Source organism: Rhodoferax sp. (genome assembly GCF_023701345.1).
GTDB lineage: Bacteria > Pseudomonadota > Gammaproteobacteria > Burkholderiales > Burkholderiaceae_C > Rhodoferax.
On the sequence record NZ_JAMPXE010000091.1, the window covers coordinates 1 to 13,820 of the forward strand.

Annotated in this window: 11 protein-coding genes and 1 pseudogene; 7 read left to right on the forward strand and 5 right to left on the reverse strand. The window is 60.9% G+C overall.

Annotated elements, in window-relative coordinates:
• Positions 1–234 precede the first annotated feature (234 nt).
• From gyrB to dnaA, 3 genes are all read right to left on the reverse strand, one after another.
• A complete protein-coding gene (gene gyrB, locus NDI87_RS12345; RefSeq protein WP_296275568.1) occupies positions 235–2,829 on the reverse strand; it encodes a DNA topoisomerase (ATP-hydrolyzing) subunit B in 2,595 nt (864 codons plus the stop codon).
• A 42-nt stretch (positions 2,830–2,871) separates the two neighbouring features.
• On the reverse strand, positions 2,872–3,978 hold the full coding sequence (dnaN, locus tag NDI87_RS12350) for a DNA polymerase III subunit beta (protein ID WP_296275569.1): 1,107 nt from the start codon (positions 3,976–3,978) through the stop codon (positions 2,872–2,874).
• Between the two features lie 107 nt (positions 3,979–4,085).
• A complete protein-coding gene (gene dnaA / locus NDI87_RS12355; RefSeq protein WP_296275570.1) occupies positions 4,086–5,495 on the reverse strand; it encodes a chromosomal replication initiator protein DnaA in 1,410 nt (469 codons plus the stop codon).
• Positions 5,496–5,720: 225 nt separating this feature from the next.
• Between dnaA and rpmH the strand changes: the two genes are divergently transcribed.
• The 5 genes from rpmH to mnmE are packed head-to-tail and all read left to right on the forward strand — an operon-like array spanning position 5,721 to position 9,754.
• Complete coding sequence (rpmH, locus tag NDI87_RS12360) at positions 5,721–5,855, forward strand: 50S ribosomal protein L34 (protein ID WP_006299042.1); 135 nt, start codon at positions 5,721–5,723, stop codon at positions 5,853–5,855.
• 50 nt (positions 5,856–5,905) lie between these two features.
• A complete protein-coding gene (rnpA, locus tag NDI87_RS12365; protein WP_296275571.1) occupies positions 5,906–6,325 on the forward strand; it encodes a ribonuclease P protein component in 420 nt (139 codons plus the stop codon).
• Positions 6,322–6,600 carry a membrane protein insertion efficiency factor YidD gene (gene yidD, locus NDI87_RS12370; protein ID WP_296275572.1) on the forward strand — a complete coding sequence of 93 codons (279 nt, stop codon included), beginning with the start codon at positions 6,322–6,324 and terminating at the stop codon, positions 6,598–6,600. Before rnpA ends, yidD begins: the two co-directional genes overlap by 4 nt.
• Positions 6,597–8,324: a membrane protein insertase YidC gene (gene yidC / locus NDI87_RS12375; protein WP_296275573.1), complete on the forward strand. Its 1,728-nt coding sequence runs from the start codon at positions 6,597–6,599 to the stop codon at positions 8,322–8,324. The genes yidD and yidC overlap by 4 nt, the downstream gene beginning before the upstream one ends.
• Before the next feature lie 23 nt (positions 8,325–8,347).
• Positions 8,348–9,754, forward strand: a complete 1,407-nt coding sequence (mnmE, locus tag NDI87_RS12380) for a tRNA uridine-5-carboxymethylaminomethyl(34) synthesis GTPase MnmE (RefSeq protein ID WP_296275574.1) — start codon at positions 8,348–8,350, stop codon at positions 9,752–9,754.
• On the opposite strand, the gene NDI87_RS12385 is transcribed toward mnmE, so the two are convergent.
• Positions 9,731–10,546 (reverse strand): ATP-binding cassette domain-containing protein, encoded by an 816-nt coding sequence (locus NDI87_RS12385; RefSeq protein WP_296275575.1) that lies wholly within the window; start codon positions 10,544–10,546, stop codon positions 9,731–9,733. The genes mnmE and NDI87_RS12385 overlap by 24 nt on opposite strands.
• Entirely contained in the window at positions 10,543–11,670 is a 1,128-nt protein-coding gene (locus NDI87_RS12390) for an ABC transporter permease (protein WP_296275576.1), read from the reverse strand. The genes NDI87_RS12385 and NDI87_RS12390 overlap by 4 nt, the downstream gene beginning before the upstream one ends.
• Before the next feature lie 140 nt (positions 11,671–11,810).
• Between NDI87_RS12390 and NDI87_RS12395 the strand changes: the two genes are divergently transcribed.
• Together NDI87_RS12395 and NDI87_RS12400 are read left to right on the forward strand one after the other, a co-directional pair.
• Positions 11,811–13,487, forward strand: a complete 1,677-nt coding sequence (locus NDI87_RS12395) for a GMC family oxidoreductase N-terminal domain-containing protein (protein WP_296275577.1) — start codon at positions 11,811–11,813, stop codon at positions 13,485–13,487.
• A 224-nt stretch (positions 13,488–13,711) separates the two neighbouring features.
• Positions 13,712–13,820: pseudogene (locus NDI87_RS12400) on the forward strand (sulfite exporter TauE/SafE family protein); the annotation flags it as partial.

Below are 13,820 nucleotides of genomic sequence, written 5' to 3' on the forward strand. Positions count from 1 at the left end.
ATGCAGACCACTAGACGATGGGGTGTTCTTTCTGAAGTTGGACAGTTGGCTCCCGCTTGATCGCGTCGTCGTAACTTGACTTTGCTATTTAATCTCGAAGATAACAACGACCGTTGAGACTAAAACTTGTTAAAAAACAATTACTTAGCAAAGTCGTTGTTATCTCTTTGGCAAACTAACCCGGCAAATCTTTGCCTCCGAATCGGCAAATCTTTGCTCACCCCTACAACAAAATCAAATATCGATATTCCCCGCCTGCAGCGCATTGGTTTCGATGAACTCGCGGCGCGGCTCGACCTCGTCGCCCATCAGCATGGTGAAGACCTTGTCGGCTTCGATGGCGTCGTCAATCTGCACCCGCAGCAAAATGCGCACCGCCGGGTCCATGGTGGTTTCCCAGAGCTGCTCGGGGTTCATTTCGCCCAGTCCTTTGTAGCGCTGGCGGCTGGTTGAGCCTTCGGCCTGCGCAATCAGCCAGGCCATGGCCTCGCGGAAGTCGCTGACCTTTTGTTCCTTTTGGCGCTCGCCTTCGCCACGCGTGACTCTGGCGCCCTCGCTGAGCAGGCCCCTGAAGGTTTTGGCAACTTCGTTCAGGGCCGCATAGTCGGCCCCATGGACAAAGTCTTGCGTCAGCACGCTGCTCTTGATGTTGCCGTGCAGGCGGCGGCTGATGCGCAAAATGGGCTTGTCACTGCGCACGTCAAACTCGCCAGCCACTTCGGCGTCGGGCAATTGGGCTTGCAGGGCGATGGCCGAGGCTTCGGCGTCGGCCACCGTGTCGAGGTTCAACGCCACGCCATCGGCAATGGCACGCAGGGCGGACACGTCCAGGAAGTTCGCCAGCCGGGCAATCACGGCTTGTGCCGTCTGGTGCTTGCGCGCCAGCTCGGTCAGCGCGTCGCCGGTTAGCGCCGTGCTGTTGTCACCACCGGTGTAGACCGTGGCATGGATCAGCGCGATGCGCAGCAAGAAGTTGTCGAGGTCGGTGGCACCCTGCAGGTACAGCTCTTCACGGCCGGCCTTCACCTTGTAGAGCGGCGGCTGGGCGATGTAGATGTGGCCGCGCTCCACCAGTTCGGGCATCTGGCGGTAGAAGAAGGTGAGCAACAGGGTGCGGATGTGGGCGCCGTCAACGTCGGCGTCGGTCATGATGATGATGCGGTGGTAGCGCAGCTTGGCGACGTCGAAGTCGTCGTTGCCGGTGCTGCCGCCGGCCTTGCCGATGCCGGTGCCCAGGGCGGTGATGAGCGTCAGGATTTCGTTGCTGGTGAGCAGCTTCTCGTAGCGCGCTTTTTCCACGTTCAAAATCTTGCCGCGCAAGGGCAGAATTGCCTGGAACTTGCGGTCGCGACCCTGCTTGGCAGAACCACCGGCGGAGTCACCCTCGACGATGTAGATTTCGCACAGCGCCGGGTCTTTTTCCTGACAGTCGGCCAGTTTGCCGGGCAGGCCCATGCCGTCGAGCACGCCTTTGCGGCGCGTCATGTCACGGGCCTTGCGGGCGGCTTCGCGGGCGCGGGCGGCCTCGACGATCTTGCCGACGATGATCTTGGCGTCCGCCGGGCGTTCCTGCAGGTAGTCCCACAGCAGTTTGGACACGATGTCTTCGACCGGGCCGCGCACTTCGCTCGACACCAGCTTGTCCTTGGTCTGGCTGCTGAACTTGGGCTCGGGCACCTTGACGCTCAGCACGCAGGTGAGGCCTTCGCGCATGTCGTCGCCGGTCACCTCGACCTTGGCTTTTTTGGCGATCTCGGTGTCATCAATGTATTTGTTGATGACTCGCGTCATGGCCGCGCGCAGACCGGTGAGGTGGGTGCCGCCGTCGCGCTGCGGGATGTTGTTGGTAAAACACAGCACCTGCTCGTTGTAGCCGCTGTTCCACTGCATCGCCACTTCGACGCCGATGTTGGTGTCCTGGTCGCTCTGGCGGTCGCCCATGGCGTGAAAGATGTTGGGATTGAGGACGGTTTTGCCCTTGTTGATGAAGTTGACAAAGCCGCGCACGCCGTCAGCGCCGGAAAAGTCGTCTTCCTTGCCGCTGCGTTCGTCCTTCAGGCGAATACGCACGCCGTTGTTCAAGAAGCTCAGTTCGCGCAGGCGCTTGCTGAGGATTTCATAGTGAAAATCTTTGTTTTCCTTGAAGATGTCGGTGTCCGGCAAAAAATGCACTTCGGTGCCGCGGCGCTCGGTCTCGCCGGTGACCCGCATCGGCGAGACCTCGATGCCATTGACACTTTCAACCAGGCGGTTTTGCACAAAGCCCTTGCTGAATTCGAGCACATGGACCTTGCCGTCGCGGCGCACGGTGAGACGCAGCATTTTGCTCAGGGCGTTGACGCAGCTGACGCCCACGCCGTGCAGGCCGCCCGAAACCTTGTAGCTGTTCTGGTTGAACTTGCCGCCGGCGTGGAGTTCGGTCAAAGCAATTTCTGCGGCACTGCGCTTGGGCTCGTGCTTGTCGTCCATCTTGACGCCGGTCGGAATGCCGCGGCCGTTGTCGACCACGCTCACCGAGTTGTCGGTGTGGATGGTGACCAGGATGTCGTCGCAGTGCCCCGCCAGCGACTCGTCGATCGAGTTGTCCACCACCTCGAACACCAAGTGGTGCAGGCCGGTGCCGTCACTGGTGTCGCCAATGTACATGCCGGGGCGCTTGCGCACGGCTTCCAGGCCTTCGAGGATCTGGATCGAACCTTCGCCGTAAGCCTCTGAAGCACCCGCCTGGTGGGCATCAATGGTGGGCTGAAAGTTGGAGCTGTCCGCCGTGCCTTCGCCCGTGTGAACGGCGTTTTCAGGGGTTTGGGCGGGCGTATTTTCTTCGGTCATGGCAGAGTCGGTGGAGATTGAGAGGAACAGGGCAGCAGCGGCTTAGATGCGCATCGGCATCACCACATACTTGAATGTGGTGTTGTCGGGAATGGTGAACAGCGCCGAGCTGTTGCCGTCCGAGAGTTCCAGCGTCACCATGTCTTGCGACATGTTGCTGAGAGCATCGATGAGGTAGGTCACATTGAAGCCGATTTCGATGCTGTCACCGCCGTAGTCGATGTCGAGCTCGTCAACCGCTTCTTCCTGCTCGGCGTTGTTGGCCGCCACGCGCAGGGTGCCGGGGTCGATGTTCAGGCGCACGCCCTTGAACTTTTCGCTGGTCAGGATGGCGGTGCGCTGCAAGGTGGCCAGCAGCGCGCTGCGGCCCAGGGTGATGCTGTTTTTGTGGTTGCGCGGAATCACGCGGTTGTAGTCGGGGAACTTGCCCTCGACCAGTTTGGTGACGAATTCCATGCCGTCAAAGCTGAACTTGGCCTGGTTGTTGGCAAATTGCATCTCGATGGCGCCATCTGCATCCGACAGCAGGCGCTGCAGTTCCAGCACCGTCTTGCGCGGCAAAATAACTTCTTGCTTGGGCACTTCGACGTCGAGCGTGGCACTGGCAAAGGCCAGCCGGTGGCCATCGGTGGCCACCAGGCTGAGTTGCTTGCCTTCGGCCACAAACAAAATGCCATTGAGGTAGTAACGAATGTCGTGCACCGCCATGGCAAACGACACCTGGCCCAGCAGGGCCTTGAGCGTTTTTTGCGGCACGCTGAAAGCCGGGCCAAAACTGGCCGACTCCTGCACCAGCGGAAAGTCTTCAGCTGGCATGGTTTGCAGCGTGAACTTGCTTTTGCCACCCTTCAAAATGAGTTTGGCGGCGCTGGATTCAAGCGACACCAGTTGATCGGAGGGCATGGTGCGCAGGATGTCGATCAATTTGCGGGCGCCCACCGTGGTGGTGAAGTCGCCGGTATCGCCGCCCAGTTCGGCTGCCGTGCGGATCTGGATTTCGAGGTCGCTGGTGGTGAGCTGCAGGGCATCGCCCGTTTTGCGAATCAGCACATTGGCCAGAATGGGCAGGGTATGGCGACGCTCGACAATACCTGAGACAGCCTGCAAAACCGACAAAACCTTGCCCTGGGTGGCTTTTAAAACAATCATGTCATCCTCTTGGGTTCAATGGTGAACAGGCTGGACCCCGATTGACCCAGCCGGGTTTGCGATAAAGCTGCTATTTTCCCACTCATTTGCTTCAACTTTTAATTAGTTCAGCCTTTGAGGGTTTGTTCCAGCACGTGCAATTGCTGGTTGAGTTCTGTCACCTGCTGGCGCTCGGTGCCGATCTTGCGCACCGCATGCAAGACCGTGGTGTGGTCACGTCCGCCAAACATTTCTCCAATTTCGGGCAGACTTTTTTGCGTCAGCTCCTTGGCCAGGTACATGGCGATCTGGCGCGGCCGGGCAATGCTGGCCGGCCGTTTCTTGGAATACATGTCGGCGATCTTGATTTTGTAGTAGTCCGCCACCGTTTTCTGGATGTTTTCCACCGAGATTTGACGGTTCTGGATGGACAGCAGGTCGCGCAGCGCCTCGCGCGCCAGCAAAATCGAGATTTCTTTCTGGTTGAAGCGCGAATAGGCCAGAATCTTGCGCAAGGCGCCTTCGAGTTCGCGCACGTTGGAGCGCACGTTCTTGGCCACGAAAAAGGCCACTTCCTCGGGCATCACAATGCCCTCGGCCTGCGCCTTGTTGATCAGGATGGCGACCCGCATTTCGAGTTCGGGCGGCTCGATCGCCACCGTCAAACCCGAGTCAAAACGCGACACCAGGCGCTCGTGAATGTCAGCCAGGCCCTTGGGATAGGTGTCGCTGGTCATGACAATGTGCGATTTTTTGGCCAGCAAGGCCTCGAAGGCGTTAAAAAATTCCTCTTGTGTGCGTTCCTTGTTGGCAAAAAACTGCACGTCGTCAATCAGCAACAAGTCGAGCGAGTGGTAACGCTCCTTGAACTCGTCAAATGCCTTGCGCTGGTAGGCTTTCACCACATCGGTGACAAATTGCTCGGCATGGATGTAGAGCACCTTGGCACTGGGATGGTCGGCCATCAACTGATTGCCCACAGCGTGCATCAAGTGGGTTTTGCCCAGGCCCACACCGCCATAAATGAACAGCGGGTTGTACAAATGGCCGGGCATGCCGGCCACGTGCATGGCCGCCGCGCGCGCCATGCGGTTGGCACTGCCTTCGACCAGGGCGTCAAACGTCAGCGCTGTGTTGAGGCGGCTCTTCAGCGGTTCAGCGGGGCGAAACTGATCAGCCTCGGCGAGCGTATCGACCACCGCGGCAGCGCTCGCCACTTTCACTTCCGGCTTGCGCACCACGGCGTCCCGTACCGCCAGAGCCAGCTCGATCTGGACGGGCTGACCCGTCAGGCGCTCCATGATCAGCGCCAGACGATGGCTGTATTGCGCCCGGATCCAGTCCATCTTGAAGCGGTTGGCAACAAAAATAGTGACCCGGCTCAAGTCTTCCGAGACTTGGGCCGACAAGGGTTTGATCCAGGTCTGGAACTGTTGCTCGGGGAGTTCTTGTGCCAGTTGATCGATACAGGCTTGCCAAAAATCTGCGCCGCTTGGTTCTGCAGCGGCTTGGCGTGTGGGGTGTTGTCCCTCTGTCATTGTGCGGTTGATTTCTGTGGATATTTATTATTTCTGACGATGCCAATTCTAATTTATCAAACAGTTATCCACACTGCGGGTCTTCCCGTGATTTACCATCGCTTGAAAAGTTTGCGATAATCTGCGGTTCCCCTGAACTGTTCGGGTGAAATTAACGTTGATGCCGCTGGGCATATTCAATCAAATTGAGGCTGCCTGCCTCTGAGCTTCTTAGGATTTCCGAAAATGAAACGCACTTACCAACCCTCCAAGATTCGTCGCGCCCGTACCCATGGCTTTTTGGTGCGCATGAAAACCCGTGGCGGTCGTGCCGTGATCAATGCACGCCGCGCCAAAGGCCGCAAGCGTCTGGCAGTTTAATTTCAAGCCGGGCGCAGCCTGCCTACAACTGCGGCAACGCTTGACTCACCTTGCAAAGACTCAAAAGTCGGCGCCAGTTTCAAGCCGTGCTGGCGGGGTCTACCCTGGCGCGAACGCCGCATTTTGCTTTGCACGCCGTGGCGCTGAATGCTGATCAAGTGGACTTGGGCGTCAAGCCATTGTTTAACGTGCCCGCAGTCTGGCTCGGCGCCATGGTGCCCAAACGTTGGGCCAAACGTGCCGTGACACGCAACGCCTTGAAACGCCAGATCTTCGCCGTGAGCGAGCTTTACCATGCGCAACTACCGGCAGCCGCCTATGTGGTTCGACTGCGCAGTGGCTTTGACCGGGTGCAGTTCACGAGCGCGAGCTCTGACGCCCTCAAGCTGGCCGCGCGCAATGAGCTGCACCAGTTGCTGGACCGCGCCACGCAAGCTCGGACCAGTGCACAGGCACCGGCGCTCGCATGATGGCCAAGCTGTTGATGTTGTTGATCAGGGGCTATCGGCTCTTTTTGAGCCCATGGCTGGGTTCGTCGTGCCGTTTTGAGCCCACTTGCTCGGTTTATGCGCTGCAGGCCCTGCAACGCTTTGGCGCAGCCAAAGGTAGCTACCTCATGATGCATCGCATCGGGCGCTGCCATCCCTGGTGTGATGGCGGCCTTGATCCGGTCCCGCCGGCCCAGAACCCGTCCCGTTTGTTTACCCGGTTGATTCCCTCTTCCACTCAAAAGAAATCCTCATGAACGATATCCGACGCACCATTTTGTGGGTGATTTTTGGTTTTTCCCTGGTCATGTTGTGGGATCAGTGGCAGGTTTACAACGGCCGCAACCCCACTTTTTTCCCTGGCTCCAAACCTGCCGTCGTGCAGCCCCAGGGTCCAACAGGAGCCGCCAGCGTCCCGGGTAGCGTGCCAAACAGTGTCCCGGCCGCCAGCAGCAACGTCGCAGGCGCAGACCAGATTGCCGGTGCCGTGCCGACTGTAGCGGCCCCCGCGACGGTAGCCGCCGCGGCGCGCGAGCTGGTGCTGGTTGAAACCGATGTCTACAAACTCACTTTTGACACCGAGGGTGGTTCACTGGTCAAAGCCGAGATGCTCAAGCACGCCGACATGGCGGACAAAAACAGCAACTTCATTCTTTTTGACGACAGCAAAGACCGTGTCTACCTGGCCCAGTCGGGCCTGATTGCTGGCGCAGGCGGCCCAGCGCTGCCAACCCACAAGTCGGTGATGACCCTGGCCCCAGGCGAGCGCAGCCTCAAGGAAGGCAGCCAAAACCTGGAGTTACGCTTTGAATCGGCCGAAGTGGGCGGCTTCCAGCTCATCAAGACCTACACCCTGACGCGCGGCAGCTACGTGGTGGCGGTCAAGCACGAGGTGGTCAATGTCGGCAGCACCACGCTGGCGCCCCAGTTGTATCTGCAACTGGTGCGTGACGGCAACAAGCCACCCGGTGAATCGTCGTTCTACTTCACCTTTACCGGTCCGGCCGTTTATACCGACGCCCAAAAGTACCAAAAGGTCGAGTTTTCCGACATCGAAAAAGGCAAGGTTGACATTGAAAAGTCGGCAGATAACGGCTACGTGGCCATGGTGCAGCACTACTTTACCAGCGCCTGGCTGCTGGGCGACGGCATCAAGCGCGAGCTGTTCATGCGCAAGGTTGACAACAATCTGTATTCCGTGGGCATGATTGCACCGTTGGAATCGATCGCCCCTGGCGCCCGCCAGACGATTGCCACCACGCTTTATGCCGGCCCGCAGGAAGAAAAAGTACTTGAAGCCCTGTCACCCGGCCTGGAACTGGTCAAGGACTATGGCTGGCTGACTATGCTGTCCAAACCGCTGTACTGGTTGCTCGACAAGCTGCACAGCTTGATCGGCAATTGGGGTTGGTCCATCATGGCACTGGTCTTGTTGCTCAAAATTGCTTTTTACTGGCTCAATGCCAAGGCCTATGCCAGCATGGCCAAGATGAAGGCGGTCAACCCGCGCATCATGGAAATGCGCGAACGCCTGAAAGACAACCCGCAACAGATGCAGCAGGAAATGATGCGCATTTACCGCGAGGAAAAGGTCAACCCGATGGGTGGCTGCTTCCCGATCATGGTCCAGATTCCAGTGTTCATTGCGCTGTACTGGGTGCTGTTGGCCAGCGTCGAGATGCGCAACGCACCCTGGCTGGGCTGGATTCACGACCTTTCAAGCCCCGACCCGTTTTACATTTTGCCGATCGTCATGACGCTCACCACGGTGCTGCAGACATCGCTCAATCCGGCGCCGCCAGACCCGATGCAGGCCAAGATGATGTGGTTCATGCCACTGGCGTTCAGCGTGATGTTCTTCTTCTTCCCGGCCGGCCTGGTACTGTACTGGATCACCAACAACGTGCTGTCGATTGCCCAGCAGTGGGTGATCAACACCCGCATGGGCGTGCCACCCAAGTTCCACCTGCCCAAGTTCTAACGCAGCTTGCGGCCTGACCTGACGTGAGCTTGCCACGCCATAGTGACCCGATCGTGGCCATTGCCACGGCACCGGGTCGCGGCGCGGTGGGCATGGTGCGGGTCAGCGGTCGCGGCCTGCAGCAACTGGTGCTGGCGCTGTGCGGACGCCCCCTGAAACCGCGCGAAGCCACTTACACCGCTTTCCTGGACGCCACGGGCCAGCCCATCGACCATGGCCTGGCCCTTTATTTTGTCGCGCCGCATTCCTTCACCGGCGAAGAGGTGCTGGAACTGCAAGCCCATGGCGGACCGGTGGTGCTGCAATTGCTGCTGGCGCGTTGCCTGCAGGCGGCGGCCGAGCACGGCGCCAACGGTTCATCCCGCCTGGCGCACCTGCGCGTGGCGCTGCCGGGCGAATTTTCCGAGCGGGCTTTTCTTAATGACAAGATCGATCTGGCGCAGGCCGAGGCCATTGCCGACCTGATCGATGCCAGCACCGAGGCCGCCGCACGCAGCGCCAGCCGTTCGCTGGCCGGCGCTTTTTCGCAGGAGATTCACCAGCTGCGCGATGCCCTCATCCATTTGCGCATGCTGGTCGAGGCCACGCTCGACTTCCCCGAAGAAGAAATCGACTTTTTGCAAAAGGCAGATGCGCAGGGACAGCTCAGCCGACTGGAACTCAGCCTTGCAAAAGTCCAGGCCCGCGCACAGCAGGGCGCGCTGCTGCGCGAAGGCATCAAGGTGGTGATTGCGGGCCAGCCCAACGCCGGCAAATCGTCGCTGCTCAATGCCCTGGCCGGCGCCGAGCTGGCCATCGTGACCGCCATTCCGGGCACCACCCGCGACAAGGTGCAGCAGACCATCCAGGTCGAGGGCGTGCCGGTGCATGTGATTGACACCGCCGGGCTGCGCGAGAGCGATGACGAGGTAGAAAAAATTGGCATCGAGCACGCCTGGGAAGCCATTGCGCAAGCCGATGCGGTGCTGTTTTTGCACGATTTGACGCGCTTCGACCAAGCCGCCTACCGCGCTGATGATGCCGCGATTGCGCACACCATTGCCAAAAAAGTACCCCGGCAGGTGCCGGTGATCGAGGTCTGGAACAAGCTGGACGCCGCCGCTGCAGCCGACTTGCCGGAGGGTTTGCACCTGTCCGCCAAAACCGGCCTGGGGCTCGACGCGCTGCGCCAAAAACTGCTCGAGGTGGCGGGATGGCAATCGGGCTCTGAGGGCGTTTTCATGGCCCGCGAACGCCATGTGCAGGCCTTGCACCTGACCCAAAACCACTTGCAGGCGGCCCAAATGCACCTGGCAGCCCAAGCGCAGGCGCTGGATCTGCTGGCCGAGGAATTGCGGCTGGCGCAAAACGCCCTGGGTGAGATCACCGGTGAATTCACGTCCGACGATTTGCTCGGCGTGATTTTTTCAAGTTTCTGTATCGGCAAATAAGCTCGCCGGCGGGCGCAGTGGCGCATCCAGCAGGGCGCTGGCACGGCGGCCACGCTCGCCCAGAAAAAATTCCTTGATGAACGGGTGCGGCTGCACCATCACCTCGGCCGCGCTGCCGCTGGCCACAATGTGCCGGTCGGCCACCACGGCGATGCGGGTGCTCAGCTCCAGCAGCGTGTCGAGGTCGTGGGTGACCATGACCACGGTCAGGCCCAGCTCCTGGTGCAGCGACTGCAACAGTGCACAAAACTCGTCGGCGCTGCCGGGGTCCAGGCCGGCAGTGGGCTCGTCGAGCAGCAGCAGCGGCGGGTCCATGATCAGGGCACGCGCCAGGGCCGCCCGCTTGACCATGCCGCCGGACAGATCAGCGGGCATCTTGTGGGCCGCAGACGGGTCCAGCCCGACCATGCGCAACTTGACCATGGCCACGTCATAGATCAGGTCGCGCGGCAGGGTTTTGAGCTCGCGCAGGGCAAAGGCAATGTTGTCGAGCACGCTGAAGGCCGAGAACAGGGCGCCGTGCTGAAACAGCATGCCAACCCGGCTGGCCGCGCCTTCGCGTCCCATGCTGGCGGCGGCTTCGCCCAGCACCTTCACGCTGCCGCGCGCCGGCACGGCCAGCCCCAGCATCTGGCGCAACAACACGGTTTTGCCACTGCCGGAGCCGCCCACAATCGACACCAGCTCGCCCGCCTCGATGCGCAGATCGAGGTCCTGATGGATCACGACATGACGCCCGGCCTCGTGAAACACCGACCACAATTTTTCAATCTCGACCACGGCTTTGCTCATAGACCGACATTCTTGAAAAGCACGGCAAACAACGCATCCACCAGCAGCACCACCGTGATGGCCGTGACCACTGAGGCGGTGGTGCCCTGCCCCAGGCTCTCGGTATTGGGCTTGACGCGCAGGCCATAGTGACAACCGATCAGCGCAATCAGCAAGCCAAACACCACCGACTTGCCCACCGCCAGCCACAGGTTGCTGATGGCGACGGCACGCGGCAAGGTGGCAAAAAAATACGCGGGCGTCACCCCCAGCACCACGTCGGCGGCCAGCATGCCACCGAGCAGGGCGGCCAGTGTGGTCCAGACGCTGATGAGGGGCATGGCGATGGCCATCGCGATGGCGCGCGGCAGCACCAGCCGGTAGCCCCGGGGGATACCCATGACGCGCATGGCATCAAGCTCTTCGGTGACGCGCATCACGCCAATTTGCGCCGTGATGGCCGAACCCGAACGCCCGGCAATCAGGATGGCCGCCAGCATGGGGCCCAGCTCACGAATGATCGACAGGCCCAGAATGTTGACGATGAAGGTGTCGGCGCCAAACAGGCGCAACTGGCGCGACATCAGGTAGGCCAGCACCACCCCGATGGTAAAACCGACCAGCGCAGTCACCGGCAGCGCCCGGGCCCCGATCCGGAACAGGTGACCCGAGACGTCGCGCCAGGGCCCGCGCCTGGGAGCCCGCAGCAGCGCCACAGCATCAAGCAGCAACTGGCCCGTCAGCAGCAGCAGCCCCACGAGGTGATCCCACAGCTTCCAGAGTTGCTCCCCCAGACGCAAAAAAAGCTGCCATGCCGTGCGGCGCGCCGGCTTGACAACAGGTTCGGTAAAGCGCGCCACCCGCGCCAACATGGCGCGCTGGCCAGGTCGGCATTGCACTTGCGCCGGCCACTGGTGACCCCAGCTGTTCCACATCAGTTGTGCGCCGGTATGGTCGAGCCGGGTGAGGGGTCGCAAATCCCAACTCAAGGCGCGCATGCCAGCGGCGTCAGCCAGGCCCTGGCTGATGCCGCTCCAGTTGAGCGGCTCGGCCAGACGCGCTGCGCTCCAGCAGCCAGCCAGCACGACGTGCCGGCCGCCGTCAGGGGCGGTTTGCAGGGTCAGTGTGGGTGCGGTGTCGGGCATGGTGTCACAGGATGAGTCCGGAATGGTAACGGCAACTGAAGGGGCGACTGTTTTTTCGACCTGGCCAGGGACATGCGGCAAAATGCCAGCAGAGACAGCGCCTACGTCGCTCTGCGACGACAACAAGAAAGTAATTCGCCATGAGCTTACCCTTTGACTACATCATCATTGGCGCTGGCACCGCCGGTTGCCTGCTGGCCAACCGCCTCTCCAGTGATGCGTCCAAACGCGTGTTGCTGATCGAGGCGGGCCGCCCGGACAACTACCACTGGATTCACATTCCGGTGGGTTACCTGTATTGCATTGGCAATGAGCGCACCGACTGGCTGTACCAGACCGAGCCCGATGCCGGCCTGAACGGGCGCCGCCTGCGCTACCCGCGCGGCAAGGTGCTGGGTGGCTGCAGCAGCATCAACGGCATGATTTACATGCGCGGCCAGGCGCGCGACTACGACCAATGGGCGCAGCTCACCGGTGACGAGAGCTGGGGCTGGCGCAACAGCCTGCCCGACTTCATGGCCCATGAAAATCATTACCGGCTCGATGGCGTGTCCGCCAGTCATATCCCGGACGCGCTGCAACAGTTCTCCCGGTTTCATGGCGCGGGTGGCGAATGGCGGGTGGAGAAACAGCGCCTGCGCTGGGACGTGCTCGACGCCTTTGCCCAGGCCGCGCAGCAAGCCGGGATCCCGGCAACCGACGACTTCAATCAGGGCGACAACGAAGGCGTGGGCTATTTCGAGGTCAACCAGCGCAGTGGCTGGCGCTGGAACACGGCCAAGGCCTTTTTGCGCCCGACCTGCATCAATCGCGCCAACTTCACGCTCTGGACTTCGGCCCAGGTGGTCAAGCTCAACATCGAGGCGCAAGCCAATGGCCAGTTGCGCTGCACCGGCGCCCTGGTGCAGACGCCCAGCGGCAGGGTCACCGCCGAGACTTCAGGTGAAGTGATTCTGAGCGCCGGCAGCATTGGTTCGCCGCAGATCTTGCAGCTCTCCGGCATTGGCCCGGCCGCGCTGTTGCGGCAACACGGCATCACCGTGCTGCATGACGCACCCGGCGTTGGCGCCAACCTGCAGGACCATCTGCAGATTCGTTCGGTGTACAAGGTGCAGGACGTCAAAACCCTCAACACGCAAGCCAATTCGCTGTGGGGCAAGGCGCAGATTGCACTGGAATATGCGTTGCATCGCAGCGGCCCGATGAGCATGGCGCCGAGCCAGTTGGGCGCCTTCACCCGCAGCGACCCGAGCCAGCCCTACCCCAATGTCGAGTACCACGTCCAACCGCTCAGCCTGGAGGCCTTTGGTGAACCGCTGCACAGTTTCCCGGCCTTCACCGCCAGCGTCTGCAACCTGAACCCCAGCAGCCGGGGCAGCGTGCAGATCAAGTCGCCTGACTTTTCGGCGGCACCCGCCATCGCGCCCAATTACCTGAGCACCGAAATGGACCGCAAGGTGGCGGCTGATTCGCTGCGGCTGACGCGCACCATCGTGGCGCAGCCGGCGCTGGCCAGGTACCAGCCGCAGGAGTTCAAGCCCGGCGTGCAGTACCAGAGCGACGACGACCTGGCCCGCCTGGCCGGTGACATTGCCACCACCATTTTTCACCCGGTGGGCACCACCAAAATGGGCCGGGCAGAAGACCCGCTGGCGGTGCTGGACGCCCACTTGCAGGTGCGCGGGCCGGGCGGCGTGATTGCGGGCTTGCGCGTGGTCGATGCCGGCGCCATGCCCATCATCACCAGCGGCAACACCAATTCGCCCACCCTGATGATGGCCGAAAAAGCGGCTCGCTGGATTGCCGCTGGAGCCTGAGCAGACCCGGCCCTGTGAGTCCCGCACCCAAATGACGCGGCCTAGGGTAATTCCTGATGGCAATGCACCGGATTGGCGCATATAGTTGGCACCATCGCTGGGTCAGACATGTGCTGACCCAAGTGAAAGGCCCCAGGAGACCATGCCCGCAAGGGTCAAAAAGCAAACAGAAACAAGGCACCGGCAACCCCGGTGCCTTTTTCAATTGGATCGACAATGCAGTCATGGAATTGCTCATTGTCTCTGTTGCCTCCGTGTTTGCCGGTTTTGTCGACTCCATCGTCGGCGGCGGCGGGCTGATTTTGATCCCCGCGCTGTTCGCCACCTTTCCCA

What these genes read in the sequence shown, in the direction of transcription:
- yidD (WP_296275572.1), top strand. Translation starts at nt 6,322, where the DNA reads ATGATGGCCAAGCTGTTGATGTTGTTGATCAGGGGCTATCGGCTCTTT.
- NDI87_RS12385 (WP_296275575.1), bottom strand. Translation starts at nt 10,546, where the DNA reads ATGAGCAAAGCCGTGGTCGAGATTGAAAAATTGTGGTCGGTGTTTCAC.
- gyrB (WP_296275568.1), bottom strand. Translation starts at nt 2,829, where the DNA reads ATGACCGAAGAAAATACGCCCGCCCAAACCCCTGAAAACGCCGTTCAC.
- dnaN (WP_296275569.1), bottom strand. Translation starts at nt 3,978, where the DNA reads ATGATTGTTTTAAAAGCCACCCAGGGCAAGGTTTTGTCGGTTTTGCAG.
- NDI87_RS12395 (WP_296275577.1), top strand. Translation starts at nt 11,811, where the DNA reads ATGAGCTTACCCTTTGACTACATCATCATTGGCGCTGGCACCGCCGGT.
- yidC (WP_296275573.1), top strand. Translation starts at nt 6,597, where the DNA reads ATGAACGATATCCGACGCACCATTTTGTGGGTGATTTTTGGTTTTTCC.
- rpmH (WP_006299042.1), top strand. Translation starts at nt 5,721, where the DNA reads ATGAAACGCACTTACCAACCCTCCAAGATTCGTCGCGCCCGTACCCAT.
- dnaA (WP_296275570.1), bottom strand. Translation starts at nt 5,495, where the DNA reads ATGACAGAGGGACAACACCCCACACGCCAAGCCGCTGCAGAACCAAGC.
- NDI87_RS12390 (WP_296275576.1), bottom strand. Translation starts at nt 11,670, where the DNA reads ATGCCCGACACCGCACCCACACTGACCCTGCAAACCGCCCCTGACGGC.